This is a genomic window from Acinetobacter sp. YH12252 (assembly GCF_013417365.1).
Classification (GTDB): Bacteria; Pseudomonadota; Gammaproteobacteria; order Pseudomonadales; family Moraxellaceae; genus Acinetobacter; species Acinetobacter towneri.
Map to the genome: position 1 here is coordinate 111,101 of NZ_VPEA01000003.1, position 14,917 is coordinate 126,017.

Annotated in this window: 11 protein-coding genes; 2 read left to right on the forward strand and 9 right to left on the reverse strand. The window is 41.6% G+C overall.

The annotated features are described in order from the left end of the window. Positions 1–64: 64 nt before the first annotated feature. The 4 genes from FTV28_RS04385 to FTV28_RS04400 form a co-directional block, all read right to left on the reverse strand. On the reverse strand, positions 65–334 hold the full coding sequence (locus FTV28_RS04385) for a hypothetical protein (protein ID WP_168417444.1): 270 nt from the start codon (positions 332–334) through the stop codon (positions 65–67). Positions 335–535: 201 nt separating this feature from the next. Next, positions 536–895 carry a hypothetical protein gene (locus FTV28_RS04390; RefSeq protein ID WP_168417445.1) on the reverse strand — a complete coding sequence of 120 codons (360 nt, stop codon included), beginning with the start codon at positions 893–895 and terminating at the stop codon, positions 536–538. A gap of 107 nt (positions 896–1,002) precedes the next feature. After that, positions 1,003–5,514: a translocation/assembly module TamB domain-containing protein gene (locus FTV28_RS04395; RefSeq protein ID WP_179989532.1), complete on the reverse strand. Its 4,512-nt coding sequence runs from the start codon at positions 5,512–5,514 to the stop codon at positions 1,003–1,005. Between the two features lie 21 nt (positions 5,515–5,535). Then, positions 5,536–8,349, reverse strand: a complete 2,814-nt coding sequence (locus FTV28_RS04400) for an autotransporter assembly complex family protein (protein WP_179989534.1) — start codon at positions 8,347–8,349, stop codon at positions 5,536–5,538. 175 nt (positions 8,350–8,524) lie between these two features. Between FTV28_RS04400 and FTV28_RS04405 the strand changes: the two genes are divergently transcribed. Together FTV28_RS04405 and coq7 are read left to right on the forward strand one after the other, a co-directional pair. Then, positions 8,525–9,844 carry an MFS transporter gene (locus FTV28_RS04405; protein WP_179989536.1) on the forward strand — a complete coding sequence of 440 codons (1,320 nt, stop codon included), beginning with the start codon at positions 8,525–8,527 and terminating at the stop codon, positions 9,842–9,844. A 3-nt stretch (positions 9,845–9,847) separates the two neighbouring features. Next, positions 9,848–10,483, forward strand: a complete 636-nt coding sequence (gene coq7 / locus FTV28_RS04410) for a 2-polyprenyl-3-methyl-6-methoxy-1,4-benzoquinone monooxygenase (RefSeq protein WP_168526484.1) — start codon at positions 9,848–9,850, stop codon at positions 10,481–10,483. Between the two features lie 313 nt (positions 10,484–10,796). On the opposite strand, the gene FTV28_RS04415 is transcribed toward coq7, so the two are convergent. From FTV28_RS04415 to FTV28_RS04435, 5 genes are all read right to left on the reverse strand, one after another. Continuing rightward, complete coding sequence (locus tag FTV28_RS04415) at positions 10,797–11,234, reverse strand: 2-amino-4-hydroxy-6-hydroxymethyldihydropteridine diphosphokinase (RefSeq protein WP_168417450.1); 438 nt, start codon at positions 11,232–11,234, stop codon at positions 10,797–10,799. After that, positions 11,191–11,571 (reverse strand): dihydroneopterin aldolase, encoded by a 381-nt coding sequence (folB, locus tag FTV28_RS04420; protein ID WP_168417451.1) that lies wholly within the window; start codon positions 11,569–11,571, stop codon positions 11,191–11,193. Before folB ends, FTV28_RS04415 begins: the two co-directional genes overlap by 44 nt. Before the next feature lie 149 nt (positions 11,572–11,720). Beyond that, complete coding sequence (locus tag FTV28_RS04425) at positions 11,721–13,019, reverse strand: AarF/ABC1/UbiB kinase family protein (RefSeq protein ID WP_026438367.1); 1,299 nt, start codon at positions 13,017–13,019, stop codon at positions 11,721–11,723. A gap of 58 nt (positions 13,020–13,077) precedes the next feature. Beyond that, a complete protein-coding gene (locus tag FTV28_RS04430; RefSeq protein WP_096900943.1) occupies positions 13,078–13,806 on the reverse strand; it encodes a HesA/MoeB/ThiF family protein in 729 nt (242 codons plus the stop codon). Between the two features lie 163 nt (positions 13,807–13,969). Beyond that, positions 13,970–14,680 carry a hypothetical protein gene (locus FTV28_RS04435; RefSeq protein ID WP_004973205.1) on the reverse strand — a complete coding sequence of 237 codons (711 nt, stop codon included), beginning with the start codon at positions 14,678–14,680 and terminating at the stop codon, positions 13,970–13,972. Between the last annotated feature and the right edge of the window lie 237 nt (positions 14,681–14,917).

Sequence of the window (14,917 nt, forward strand, 5' to 3'; positions counted from 1 at the left end):
AAGTTTAACTCGTAAAAAAGGCAACCCAATGTTGCCTTCTATCTAAAATGAAAGATATTCCACCTTAGTGTACTGTAGTAGCTTGAAGATAGTGCTGTAATTGTTCACGGCTACCTTCAAACTTGAGCTGAATTTCATCTTCATGCAGCATACAATGCGCTGCACTAGCAAATGAAATCTGTACTTGATAAATCTTTGCGGGCTCATCTATTTGCTGACGTAAAAAAACCCGATCACCTAAACTTAAAACATAGTGACTACCACCAACAATGGCGACACCCTGTTCATCTTCTAAGAGCAAGTCTGCATTATGCAGGTAAGCAACCACTTCCATTATGCGCTCCTACTGTTTTTGTTATAAATTCATTATTCAGTAAAAAGATAAGTATTGCTAGTTTTAAGATTAAGAACTTGTCACAATTTATTTGTGGGAAATTTTAATGGTCTGACAACGAATACTAGACACTGTTTAGGCTATTTAAGTTTTGAAATTACTGTTGGTAGAATAATAAATATTCATAAAAAAACCGTTCTTTTAGAACGGTTTGTAATCTGGCATTTTATCATGCGGTGTAGCAATACATTTTTCAGTAAACTGAGCACGGATTTTTTCACGTGCGGCATCTGCATCGCCCTTAATTTCATCTATTGGCAAAGCATAAATTTGCTCAATAATCTCTAAAATAAAAGTACGGGTCGTATCATCTTCAATTTTGTTGGCATGCTCAATAGCTCGTTCTTTTTCAATTGCATTTTGACGATCTAGCATAATGGTACGTGCTGCATTTCCAACACTTCTGCAGTAACCTTGCCATTGCTCTTCTGGGGTTAGAGGTTTTTTTTCTGCACAGCCCATTAATGCAAGCACGGCAGTAACAACCAAAATCTTTTTCATTCACGCTCTCCTATTAGGCTTATGATAATCAATGTTCAACAAAATAAGAAATTTCATTGAAAAAATGCGCTCATGTAGAGCGCATTTTTTATCTGACTTAGCTGCGGTTAGAAACGCCAATTATAGAAAATATCCACCGCACGTTCTAAAGCCTGACTGGCTTCCAAATACAAGCGCTTATTCATTTGATAACGCAAGGTCAGTTTATTCACTGGGGTAAATACGCCCACACCATAACGAATAAATAAGTCTGGAGTAATGTAACCCGTCACACTAACTTGCGTGTCATCCCCCGTACCTTGGGCATCAAGCGCTAAACCACTTAAACCGAATGTACGTCCAATTTGGTTGGTCAAGGCACGTGTGCCACCCAAGCCCATACTGATCCCTGCTGCAGCAATGGTATTGTTTACATCCGACTTAAAGCTTTCAGTTTGACTCAGACCGCTAGTACCTTCATTGATACGTCCTGTAATCAAAGCATTTAATGCTTCCTGTTCAGATAAACCCGCATCGTTATAAACCTGAATATTTGGGCTGCTGGCTGTACCTGTAACCCTAAAACCCACCATACTGCCTTGTACGTTTTTATTGGCATCCATATCTAGAGTTGGGTTTGAAATCGGGCCATTAAAACGTGCAATCGCACGGTTTAAGTCCAGACTCTGTCCGTATGCTTCAATTTTTACACGCTGACTAACACCAATTGCACCATTGGCACGCATGGCAGTTTCCAAACCACGTTGAGAAAGATACAAACGTCCAATAAGTGGAATACGGCTGTCAAAGCCTTGGAAAATCACTCGATCACCCAAGTTTAGCTCTAAATCTGCTCGGATATCCCATGGACGTGCTGAACGTAGTAATGCGAGCTGATCTTGACCTTCATGTACTACACGTACATCAGAAGACACATTCACCACGGGTGCAGAAACTTCAGGCATAGAAATTAACGCACGTGGTACATCTACTTTCCCTTTTAAACTCAGTTTTTTTTGGAACGGTAAAACATCCAAAGAGACATCAGGCGTAATCATTGCAGTAATTAACGGCGCCTGACGTATTAATAAATCTTTACCATTTAAATTTAACTGAATTCGAAGATCATTTTTCCAATCCACACTACCTGTTAAACGACCTACACCACCACCGCTATTAAATGCACCATTAATAGAGGCTTGATCTTGTCGAATTGAAGAATACAGCTGCACATTGGTCAAATTCACAGGTAAGGAAATCATGCTAATTGCGCCATCTTTCAGTCGCATTTCACCAGTGACCAAAGGTGAGGTTAAAGTGCCATTGACCTTACCAGCAAAAGATAGAGTTCCCGCCATGGAACGCACATCGGCAATAAACGGTTTAAAGACTTTTAGTTGCACTTGATCGAAGGCGATTTCACCACGCATTGGCATATTTTTACTGTATGGATCGATCACCACATTGGCATAACCTGCACCAATTTCAGGCGTTTTGACATCCATGCGTAACTGTAAACCATCGGCAATGCTTTTCGCCACCAAAGCGACTTGTTCATAGCGTAAAGTAGAGCCAATATCTTGCGGGTCATCTGCTGCAATACCTATCACACCATTACGTGTAATCAGATGCGCATCAATTTTAGGTTTCTGCCCTTTGGCCCAAGCTGCTTTGGCATGACCATTGACCTTACCTGTAATGGCAAGACCTTCAGGCATAAAGGCAGCAAAATCGTTTAAGTCTAGGTTTTGTGTCACAAAAGATGCATTGGCTTTGGTTTTACTGACTCGAATCGGCTGATCGAAGCACAACTGACTTTGTTGGCTCATCCAGCAATGTGCACCCACATACAGCTCACTGTTTTTATGCTGATAAATTACCGCTGCATTTTGACGCTGCGCCAAATGGGTTCTTAATGAGTCAAAATCACCTTTCTGGATTTGTCCAATCCAATCGTTTTGCGCATTCAAGCCACCTGCGAGTTGCACATAAAACTTACTCAGTTTATTTTCTGCTTCAAGTTTTAATACATGTGCCTGACGTGTGCCTGCCAGCGCAATTTGACCTTGTTCAATGCCACGATTGCCACTGCGGAGATGTTCCAGCGATGCGGTCATCAATGTTGCGGTATTTTCAGATGTTGGCAATTCACCCTGTATGCGCAATTTACGTACACTGAAAATATTGTTAAAACTGAACTGATCAACCGCTAAATTGGCGGTTGCTTTCAAACGTGGTTGCGACTGCACATTTAAATAACCATAGGCACGCCCACGTAAGCCCGAATATATTTCGTATAAGGCAGGTGCATTGACTTTAATGCGTAGGTTTTGTGCATTGCCAGTGGCCTGTAGCTGGTTTTTGGCATAAGACAGATACAAATTATTGGCTTCAAACTGTTGCGGCAAGAAACCTTTTTGATTGGAATCAATCACCATCGCCAAATTACCTGTACCACGTACAGGTTTATTATTCAGCATACCTGCTAAATTTAGACGCTCAATGTTAATACGCTTCTGCTTTTCTGACCAAATGCCTTGTGTGCGGATGTTTCCTGATAATTCACCACGTACACTCGATACAAAATAATGCGGTTTAAAACGGATTAAAGAAGCATTTAAATTCCAGCCCATCCCATTGTTCAGATGTAATAAACCATCTGCCACAATTTGCCCTGCGACTCCGTTATGACGTAAATCACTAATTTTGATCAGCTCAGGTGTGCCCGAAACTTTCAGCTTTAAACTGCCTTGACTGCCCTGAATTGCGCTGGCATTTAGGTCACCATCATAATTCACCGCAAAACTTTTAAAACCACCGCCTGCTTTGGCATCATGGAACAGTAAAGCAATCGTGCTTTGCCCTGTTAAATGTACACTTTCATTTTGGTTGGCCAGTCGCCCAGTTAAATTCACATCATTTAAATGAATAATTTGCTGATTCGGCAATGCAAAACCATTGGCTTTTAACTGCCCATTCAACACATTCACTGGTGCTGCCGCTACCACAGTTTGCGGATTAAAATCTTTGGCTGCCAACACCGCATTCCATTTCAACTGACGTTTGTCAGAAGGTAAATCTATTACGGCGCTACCTGCCAAGTGACTATTGCCCGTATCTAGCTTAAAGTTTGGAATATTTAAACGGTTGTTTTTAAGGTTTAATTTGGCTTGATACATACCTGCAGGCAAAGCCGTTTGCTCATGCGCACTGACTTTGGTCGCCACAAAAATATCTTGCTGCCCCTCAACCAATGCTAACTGTACATCCCCCGATTCACTTTTTAGCCAACCCACATAAGGCACTGCACGGTCAATATTATTCCAGCGCACATCCAACAACATTGGTTTGGCCGCTTTACCCTGTGCAGGGTTTTGATCTAATTTTAAGTTCCATGTTTCAAATCGGTCAAAATCAACTTGTGCAGTTAAATGCGTCCCTTTTTCCAAATGACCTTTAGAAGTCAAATTGGCATCTAGGCTTGGCGGTAAAAAGTCTTTGACCACTTGAGGAATTAGAGGGTCTTTCGGATTAATTTTGTCCAAACGCCCAGTTAAGTCCCAACTCACTCGATCTTTCCAACTCACTACGCCTGCAACATTGGCAGCACCTTGCATAAGTTGTGCATTTAAATTGCTAATGTTGAGCTGATTAACCAAGTCGGTGTACATCAAGCCTGTATATTGCCCTTGTGGGATATTCTTCCCACTTAAGTCGGTCGCAATATCAATATCCAGACGTTTAATATCCCCTTTAAATTTGGCTGCACCTGCTTGGGTAAACAACTGCTGTTCCGTCAAAATAGGCCAGTGATATTGTTTAAATTGCAGTTCACCAAACATTGGCACTTGCTTGCGCATCGGGTGTAACACGACCCAACCTGTTAATAAATCAGGCGTATTGGTTGCCACACCAGCTTGAATGGTATCTAAAGTGCCTTTCGCCACGACTTTAATATCATGGATATTCAAACTATTGTGCAAGGATGGCAGATTTAGGTCGCCCGTCACGTTTAGTGGATATTTGCCCTCAAACTTCATATCGCCTGTTGCATTACGCACATTCAAATAGCCCATGTCCATGTGCGAGTCTTCAAATTTGAGCTCTGTCCCAGACCATAAAGCGTTATTTAAATGAATGTCGTAAAAATCGACCTGAGTGCCAGAAGCAGTTTGAATTAATAAATGATCGACATCGGCAGTATCTAAACGCAAAACAAAAGGTAAGCGAATTTCATTGAATTTGAATGGATCGTCACTCGGTGGGCCTTTAGGATAAATTCGCAGATTACGCACGTCGGCACGATTTAAATGAATTTCTTTATCTAAAATAGCACGCCAACCAAGAATGACATCGGCACGGTCAATTTTGACATCCACAGGTTTTAAGCTGACGATGATATTGCGCAGAATAATACCGCGCCATAAATTACCACCTTCATATTCATAATGAATAATTTCCTGACGTTGCAAGACACTATCAAGTAAAAACTTAGAACCACGGTCTGTTGAGAACATCACCACCAAAGCAGATACCAATAGAATCAGCATAAACAGTAGTGACAGTAAAACACTCCTGAGTATTCGACGCTTTTTGGGCAGCATCTCTGGGGTTTCTGGTTGCTGTTCAACTTCAGCCATAATGTTCTCTAAGTCTTAAATTTATAGTTGAGAGCCAATAAAAAAATGTAGACGGATTGGATGGTTGTCATCTGAAATACCCGATGCCACATCTATCCGAATTGGACCAATTGGAGATGCCCAACGCACACCCAAGCCTACGCTATATTCGATGTCATTACTAAAATCTGTATCGTAGGCATTACCAAAGTCACTAAATACCGCAGCACGCCAGCCCTCTTTAAATTGATAGTTATATTCCAAAGAGCCTACAGCCAAAGCCTGACCACCAATTTTAAAGCCATCAATCTGTGGTGCTAAAGATTTATAGTCAAAGCCACGCAGACTCTGGTCGCCCCCCGTAAAGTAACGCAAGTTATAAGGTACTTTATTAAAGTCTTCGGTGTAGATATAACCTAAGTCACTACGCCCCACAAACTGGTGATTATCATTTTCACCCATGGAATAAATAAAGCGCCAACCTGCATTAAATATGGCTAAATCAGCATCACTAAGTAATGATTCACTGCCCAGTTCTACTTTATAAATTTGTCTAAACCCCTTGCTTGGGTTTACTCGTCGGTTGCTGTCTGTTCTGGAAATTTCATAGCCAAGCAATAACGATTGCTGCTCAACATCTCCATTAGCAATAAAGGCATCAGGGACATTATCTAAAAATACATCGCCTGTTTCAGTTAAGCGGTCTAAACGGTAGCGCAGGCCAAAGGTATGCTGCCAACTTCCCATTGGGTTTTTAATCACACGGTCTGCACCTGCAACCGCAGATTCGATTAATAAGCCACTGCCTTGTGCAACATCATCACGCTCTTCACGCTCATAACCACCAACCAAGGCCACATAGTCATTTAATGGATGGTTATACGGAATGTTATAGCGCCCATCTATGGCTTGACGAATTTCAGACAGCTCCAAGTTAGCATCGAATGAATGACCACGTTTATTAACAATGGCACGGCGATACTGCCCACGTAAACGAACACCCGTGTCTGTACCATAACCTGCGCCAACTTCAGCACTGTTTAAACGGTCTGCATTTAAGGTCACAATGACAGGAATTTTTTTATCTATACGCGCTTGTTCTTTTAAGCGCTCTTCTTCAGTTTGCTTATTTTCTTGTTGAACTTGCAGGGTGCGTAGGTTTTCATTGGCAGGTCCTTCTTCTGTACCCGCAAATTCCGCTTCATTCACCACAGACTGTGTAACTTCTTGCGAAGAAGCCACCTGCTTTTTATCTGTAACCGTAGCATCACCCAAAGACAGCTTTTGCTGATCGACCAAGGCCTGAATATCAGATGGCAATTCTAAAGGATGCTCTACAGGATCAGGACGAATTGTATCAACCAAAGTGTAGTTAAAATAACGTGAGTTGGTTAAGTTGTTGGCTAAACCATTGACACGCCAAAAGGTATAGTCAGCATTTTCCTGCCAAGTCACCATACTTTGTAAGATGTCCATATCAAGCGGGAATTCCTGATTTGGATCGCTCATACGGAATTCCACTGCACCAAGTTTGTAACGCTCGCCCGTTTCATAGCGTAAATTTATATCTGCTGTATTTTGCGGCTGTGCGACTTTAACATCATGCAAACGCCAATAACTGTCGAAATATCCATTGTCTGTGGCAGCATCGGTAATTCGCTTTTTGGTTTGCTCGTACAAACCATGATTGAACACGTCATCTACTTCTTGATCTGGCAATACGCCAATGACCTGAAATTGTGCCTCGTATTGCCCTTCGCCCGTAAACTCTATATTTTGTTGTTTAATCGCCACAGGTGGATTAGGCACTACATTTACACGTACGCGACTGTCACTAAGTTTTTCAAATTTAAATTCGGCATTGTAAAACCCCACCGCCTGCGCTGCCTGATTGGATAAGGTGCGCAACTGTGGCAAGGCCGCTGGAAAGTCTGCAAACGATTCTTGGGTAAAACTTGAGAGTTTTGCCTTAATGTTGGCACTTAAATTATCTACCGCTGTGCGATAAGCTTCTGGTGAAACTTCTCCAATGGCGTTTTGTGTTCCATTTTGAGCACTGTTTGCGCTAATCACAACATCGGCACTAATCCTTGGCACTTTGGCAGTATTGAGTTCACGCGGTGGGCGGACTTTATGTAATAGCCGTCTGAAAAAACCCGGTTGATCTGCATTTTCAGCCTGTGTCATCCAGCCCAATTCGGTCATGGTACTGTCTGCTGGGTTAGCTTCGACTACAATTTTGCTGTCTGCCTGAATGCTCGACATTAATGCATCTACATTAACGGGTGCTTGGTTAATTTGTAGCAACTCCTCTTGTGTTGCATCTTGCACCAAGGTTTCAGGAACCTGACCATTACGATCTAGCATCGCTTCTTGCTTGGCTTGTTCTGCCACCTGAAAAATTTCATTAGCAAGATTTTGATCTACAGGTGCGACAGGTAAATCTTCCAGGTCTTCAAATTCAATAGGTTGAAATTCGGGAAATGTCATACCAGCTTGTTGTTGCTGTTGCAACATTTGCAAACTATCAACTTCTGGCGCTTGCACCTGCTGCATTGCTTCTTCTATTTTTTGTAACTCTTCGGCGCTATCTTTACCTTGTGCTGCAGCCAGTTGCTTAATTTCGGCTTCGAGGCTCTGTGCTTCTTCTGCCACAGGTGTTTGGATCGTTGCAGTATTAATTTCACCTGTTGCTTGTTGCACTGTATTTGCCGCTGGAATACTTTCAGCAAAACTTGAAGATGCAACAAAACCCAAAAACAGACCAAGCCCGATATTTTTTGGCATATTCCAACACAAAATAGCGTGCATACTGGAACAAAGTACTGATTTTTTAAAGTTTGTATTGACAGGCATAAACAACTCTAAACTGATTTAATTTTTATGGAAAAACCCCAATGAACGCGCGTGCAAACACCAATTTATTTGATTTTTTCATCAGTGAAAAGACTTGAAACATCATACATGATTTTCTGTACTATTATATCAAGCGGTCACATTTCTTAATAAAACTAAACGAAGTTAATCACGCATGGAAAAAAATGAACAGTTAATGAAAAGTCGGCGCTTTTTGCCGATGTTTCTCACTCAGTTTTTTGGCGCACTCAATGATAATGTTTATAAACAAGCGCTGCTTTTGGTCTTTACCTATGGCTGGATTAGTCAGCAGTCTGCAAATGTCAGTACGCTAAATAACTTAGCTGCTTTACTGTTTATTTTGCCTTATTTCATTTTTTCAGCGACTGCCGGACAACTGGCAGACAAATACGAGCGAGCGCAACTGGTACGTGCCATTAAATTGCTCGAAATTATCATCATGCTCATTGGTACTGCAGGTTTCTTGTTGGGCAATTTATGGTTGCTATTGATTGCTTTATTTTTAATGGGCGCTCAATCGACTTTCTTTGGCCCAATTAAATATGCCATTTTGCCCGAAGTGCTCAAACCGCATGAACTGATGTCGGGTAATGCTATTTTCCAGTCAGGGACTTCAATTGCCATTTTACTGGGCATGATTTTAGGTGGTGCTGTCATTTCTGTTTCTGCGGGAAATTTACTGTGGATTAGCCTGACAGTCATTGTAATTGCACTGATTGGCTATGCATCCAGTCGTTTTGTATTAACCCAGCGTGTGACTGCACCCGAGATTGAAATTGACTGGAATTTTTTCCGTACCAGTTTCCAGACTTTAAAATATGCCAAAAGCCTGCCGATGATTTTTTTGATCTTACTTGGAAACTCTTGGTATTGGTTTTATGGGGCAACTTATTTGACCCAAATTCCACAACTGACTCAGCAGAATCTACATGCTTCTGAAAACGTGGTGAGTTTATTACTCACCCTATTTTCAGTTGGCATTGGTGCAGGTTCTTTGCTGTGCCGCAAATTAGGTGGCTCAGAAGTCAATATAAAAATGGTTCCAATTGGTGCAGTAGGTCTAACCATTTTCGCTTTTTATTTAGCAGGTGCATTGGCCTTTGTACCGCCTCAAACAGGTGAACTACTTGGCTTATCAGCCGTGTTTCAGCAAGGCTGGAGCTATTATCACGTGATGCTTGCAGTTACTTTATTGGGGATTAGTGGCGGTTTTTACATTGTACCCTTATATGCCATGATGCAGGCCAATTCCCCTCGCTCACACCGTGCACGTGTGGTTGCCGCCAATAATATTTTAAATGCCATTTTTATGGTGTCGTCTGCGGTTTTCTCGATTTTAATCTTAAGTGTTTTAAAAATTGATTTAAAAATTCTATTTAGTATCACAGCGGTTTTAAGTGCCATTTTCACGATTTGGCTCTTGTTAAAGCTCAAGCCAATGTTAGATACTGCACAAGACTCGTTGGAGGATTAGTTCATGCGTCAGTACACAGGTATAGACAAGTTTATTCACTCATTTGACCAAGCCTTGCGCAGCTTAGTGCCAGGTACAACTTCGGCACAACGCGAAAACCCAGGCAATGCGGTTGAAACCAAATTGGCTGTGAGTGAAGCGCGTCATGTTGCTGGGTTAATGCGTGTTAACCACAGTGGCGAAGTATGTGCCCAAGCCTTGTATCACGGTCAGGCCTTAACCGCCAAATTACCCAATGTACGTCGTGAAATGGAACAGGCTGCTATTGAGGAGCAAGACCATTTGGCATGGTGTGAAGACCGTCTAAAAGAATTAGATAGCCATACCAGCCTGCTCAACCCTGTATGGTACGGTCTTTCATTCGGAATGGGGGCAATTGCAGGCATTGCAGGCGATAAATACAGTTTGGGCTTTGTGGCAGAAACCGAGCGTCAAGTGAGCTTGCATTTACAGCATCATATTAGTCAGCTACCTGAACAAGATGACCGTTCACGTAAAATTTTGGTGCAAATGAATGAAGATGAATTACACCATCGCGATACAGCGCTTAATGCAGGTGGTGTAGATTTACCTGTGCCTGTACGCTTGACCATGACCGCTATTTCCAAGCTGATGACCAAGACCAGTTATTATATTTAATGAATTGATGACACTTAAACGCTCACGATTGTGGGCGTTTTATATGTCAATGAAATAGAAAACATCTCGATTAAAACAATCAAGAAATAACAGAGAAAGAGCCGATTTTAAGTTATCCTAAGATTTATCCGCAGATTTTGTGGATAGTTTTCTGACTGTAGCCTGTATGTATACAGCAACGATATGGTTTTCGATGGTTTTTTATACAAAAATACCCACAGAATATGACATGCTGATGTCAGCAATCTAAGATCATGCATCTCTGCCCAAATGTTTAAGATTGATCACGTATTAATGACTTTAATTTCCTGATTTATTCGTCACAACGCACCACTGGATAATAATGCTCAGGATGTATAAACGCTTCATCTTGCCAAATTTCCCACATTGGAATTTTAACATCTAAAGCCAAAGGCAGTTTTTTCGGATTTAATTGCATGTGGGCTAAGTCTGCTCCCCACGCAATAATATCAATATCCAGTGGGATATCGTGCGATGGACGCACACGCCCTGCTGCAACTTCCATTTCCTTGAGAATGACATTCAACTGCGCATAGCTCAAACGACTTTTGATTAAGCAAGCAGAATTCCAGTAATCTGCACCGATCCCATCACGGCAAGGAATGAGATAAATTTGCGAAAACTGTGTTTCACCCAAGGCAGCAATTTGCTGATAGGCCTGTTTAAACTGGCGTGAAGCTTCACAGTTACTCGCCAGAGCGAGGGCAAAAATCGTGTCGGTGGCGTTCAAGACGAATTCCTACAGAATGGGCTTCTGGAATAATGGCAGGTTTACGAATCGTGATGGTAATAGATTCAATTGCTGCAAAGGTAGTAAAAAGTGCATCGAGCACCAATTTTGCTGCATGTTCGATTAATTTAGGCGCAGCATTTTGAATGACCTGTGCAGAAATGCTGCAGATTTCAGCATAATTTAGAGTGTCCTGTAACTCATCTGAAGTGGCAGCCTGATCTAAATTGGTTGCAATAATTAAATCCAACATCAAAGGCTGTTGAATCTGACGCTCCCATGCAAAACAGCCGACCACTGTCTCTACCTTTAAGCCTTCAATGATAATTGCGTCCATGACCACACTCTATATTTCATTTTAAATCCTTCTATCTCTGTCTATTGAAAGGGATATTTGCCGTATTTTAAAGCCACGTAAAACTTATAAAAAAGATTGGTGGCTTTAAAATATGCAACCAGAAAGCTTGATTCGACCAATATGGATAATTAATGCTTTAACAACAAATTCGGATCAATGCTTTGTACCATCTGCAATCGTTGATCGGCATAAATATCGGTATAAGGTGCTAAAACGCGCATGAAACGGTCAAAGTACAGCATTTGCTTGAACAGTAAAGCAAAGTCACGCGGGAAACGAATCCCATGACGCTCACCCACAGCAACCATATCGAGCATAATGTCATTTAAATCGGCAGGGTTAGAAGTCAGCAACTCTTGAGGATCGGCCAGCAATACGCCACTAAATAAACGCTCTAAATCTGCTGCCAAAACCTGAGTATCAATTTGCTTGTCGGTCATGCCCATTTTGAGCATATTTTCAGCCATAAGCGTGTAGTTGGTATTTTGTAGAGCATCCATAAAAGCCATACATGCAGTCCACACTTCAGGATTCAGCTGTCCAACAATACCAAAATCAATAAAGCCGACACGCCCATCTTCAAGCAACATCAGGTTGCCTGCGTGTAAATCGGCATGGAAACTGTTACACATCATCAAGCTACCAAACCATGTATTCATGGCAGTAATCAACACTTGCGATGGGTCGTTAGATACTTGTTTCACCACGTCAAAATCGGTCAAAGGTACGCCATACAAACGCTGCATGGTCAATACGCGACGGGTGGAATATTGATGATAGACCTTAGGTGCAGTGGCTTTCGTATTTTGGGTTAAATTCAGATAATTAATAAAATCATCTAGGTTACGTGCTTCTTCAATAAAGTCGACTTCACGCACCATACGGGTTTTGATTTCTTCGACAATATCGGCCAATGACGCAAATTTGACTTTAGGTACAGCTTTTTCGAGCAGTTTAGTCGCCCAGTGCAAGACGTTTAAATCGGTATAGAGAATGGTTTCTACACCCGGTTTTTGCACTTTAATCACTACATCTTCGCCACTCACCAATTTTGCAGCATGTACTTGTGCGATAGATGCTGAAGCTAAAGGCTTTTCATCTATTGAGGCAAATATTTCATCTAAATTGCGCCCTGCAAATTCAGATGCCAATACTTGCTGTACATAGCTAAACGGTAAAGTTGGAGTTTGGTCTAAACAACCTTGAAATTCTTCGACATATTCACGTGGGAACAATGACGGTGTACTGGCAATAAACTGCCCAAGTTTAATGTAGGTTGAACCTAAAGATTCAAATGTTTCGCGCATGAGTTTGGCATTACTTGGCTTTTCAGTGGCATATTTAATGCCTGCTTTGGCTGCCACTACGGCAGTTTCACCCATGCGAGCAACTGAACGTAAACCATCTAACCAGATATTATTTTTCATCATGTCTGAGTCATATTAAAGTAGTGAGAGTTTAACAAAAAATTGCCAAGTAAAAAGGCTATCTTGCCTGACAAACTGGACAGTTGTGGTCTTGATCAAACGACAATAAGCGTTGTTTCATGCTTAAACCATCCCAAAGTAATAGCTTTTGTTTCAGCGCGGTGTTGCCTAAACCCAAGTACAATAAGGCATGATGCGCTTGTAAACTGGCCATGACGTTGGGAGTGGTTGCCAATACGCCACTGTCGGCACAGCGCAAACTTTCATTGGCATGTTGTTCTTTCGGGAACAGACATTCATAGCAAGCAGAATCACCTTCGACCATGAACATTTGCCCTTGAAAACCAATGGCAGAGGCACTGAGTAAAGGTACATTCAATTGTCGGCAATATTGATTGACCAAATATCGGGTACTGAAATTATCACAACCATCTAAAACTAGGTCTTGTTGGGCAACTAAAGTGCCTGCATTTTGCGCATCTAACAGCGTGGTTAAACAAACAATCTCGATATAAGGATTAATTTGCATTAATCTTTTTGCGAGAATTTCGGCCTTATAAAAGCCTAAATCTGCGGGGGTATAGGCGATTTGTCGTTGCAAATTACTGGTTTCAATCACATCAGCATCAATCAGAGTGATTTTTCCCACGCCTGCACGTGCAAGTAATTCTGCGCTTAAACAGCCAATCCCGCCACACCCCACAACAAGTACGTTGGCCAGTTTTAATTTTTCTTGGGCTTCAATATCCCAGCCATCCAATAAAATTTGTCGGCTATATAGATGCATTTCTGCATCGCTCAATTCCAACTGAGTATCGAATATGCTTTCCAAGAAAATGCCCTATTCTGCAAAACCAAAACGCCAAGTATAACGGGTATTCAAAGCAAACCGCCATGACGGCGGTTGAATTGTTGCGTATTTGAACAGATGGAGATGTGCAACGACTTGCTTAAAAGTGCATCCGCATGCCTACGTTATAAGTAACGCCATCGGCATCGCCTATATATTCATTATAATAGGCAATTCCACCATTCCAGTAACATGCCGTATTCCCGACTTTGTCTGAGGTTGTCCCATCTTTACAGGTGGTATTCGAGGTGCTGTCATATAACCATTTATAACCGGCAGTGGCGTAAATCGAGAAATCAGGAACAAAGTTCAAACCGACTTCTACGCCCACAGGTAAAGTGACAAAATTGACATCATTGGCAAGCAGCTTTGAACTTGCGCCGCTATAACCTAGACCTGCGTATGTATTGAAATAAAAACCATGATAGCTGATCAGGTTTAAATTCCCGCCCATATTGAATTCATAATAATCCAAATCGTATTCATTGTTTTTTAAGAATTCCAATCTGCCATAAAAACCTGAGCGATGTGGCGTGGTGGAAACACCCAAAGCAAAACCATCTAGTTCTACTGTATCGCCACTGTCAAAATCTGCTTCAAAATTGGCGTATTCGGCAAAGACTGCATAATTTTTTTGTGGCGTTTTTGCTGCTGGATAGCTGGAATAGGCTGTACTTTCAGCAGTTGGCGCTGGGTTCCAGTTTTGTGCATAACTGCCAGAGGCACACAACAGTAAAGCTGCGCCCATCCATATCGACTTCGTAAATATCCGCTTTGACGGCTGCGTGAAATTTAAATGAGCTGTTACCATGATGTTCTCCCCCAATATGTATTGCGCTGCCTACATGCTTTTATCGTAATCGAAGTACATGCAGCCTTGTTCATTGTGTCAGCATAAAGTTGAAAATATCACATCACCAATATGATGCACACATTTTCTATCGATTGAGTTCGTGCTTGCATAATCGGGTGGTTTAAATAAAGAATACAGATTTAAAAAACGCCAATCTGTATGAATGGCGTTTTTCTTATGGCGCAATAATTAACA

Coding starts and splice junctions, on each gene's coding strand:
- FTV28_RS04385 (WP_168417444.1), bottom strand. CDS start 334: ATGGAAGTGGTTGCTTACCTGCATAATGCAGACTTGCTCTTAGAAGAT.
- FTV28_RS04390 (WP_168417445.1), bottom strand. CDS start 895: ATGAAAAAGATTTTGGTTGTTACTGCCGTGCTTGCATTAATGGGCTGT.
- FTV28_RS04395 (WP_179989532.1), bottom strand. CDS start 5,514: ATGGCTGAAGTTGAACAGCAACCAGAAACCCCAGAGATGCTGCCCAAA.
- FTV28_RS04400 (WP_179989534.1), bottom strand. CDS start 8,349: ATGCCTGTCAATACAAACTTTAAAAAATCAGTACTTTGTTCCAGTATG.
- FTV28_RS04405 (WP_179989536.1), top strand. CDS start 8,525: ATGGAAAAAAATGAACAGTTAATGAAAAGTCGGCGCTTTTTGCCGATG.
- coq7 (WP_168526484.1), top strand. CDS start 9,848: ATGCGTCAGTACACAGGTATAGACAAGTTTATTCACTCATTTGACCAA.
- folB (WP_168417451.1), bottom strand. CDS start 11,571: ATGGACGCAATTATCATTGAAGGCTTAAAGGTAGAGACAGTGGTCGGC.
- FTV28_RS04425 (WP_026438367.1), bottom strand. CDS start 13,019: ATGAAAAATAATATCTGGTTAGATGGTTTACGTTCAGTTGCTCGCATG.
- FTV28_RS04430 (WP_096900943.1), bottom strand. CDS start 13,806: ATGCATCTATATAGCCGACAAATTTTATTGGATGGCTGGGATATTGAA.
- FTV28_RS04435 (WP_004973205.1), bottom strand. CDS start 14,680: ATGGTAACAGCTCATTTAAATTTCACGCAGCCGTCAAAGCGGATATTT.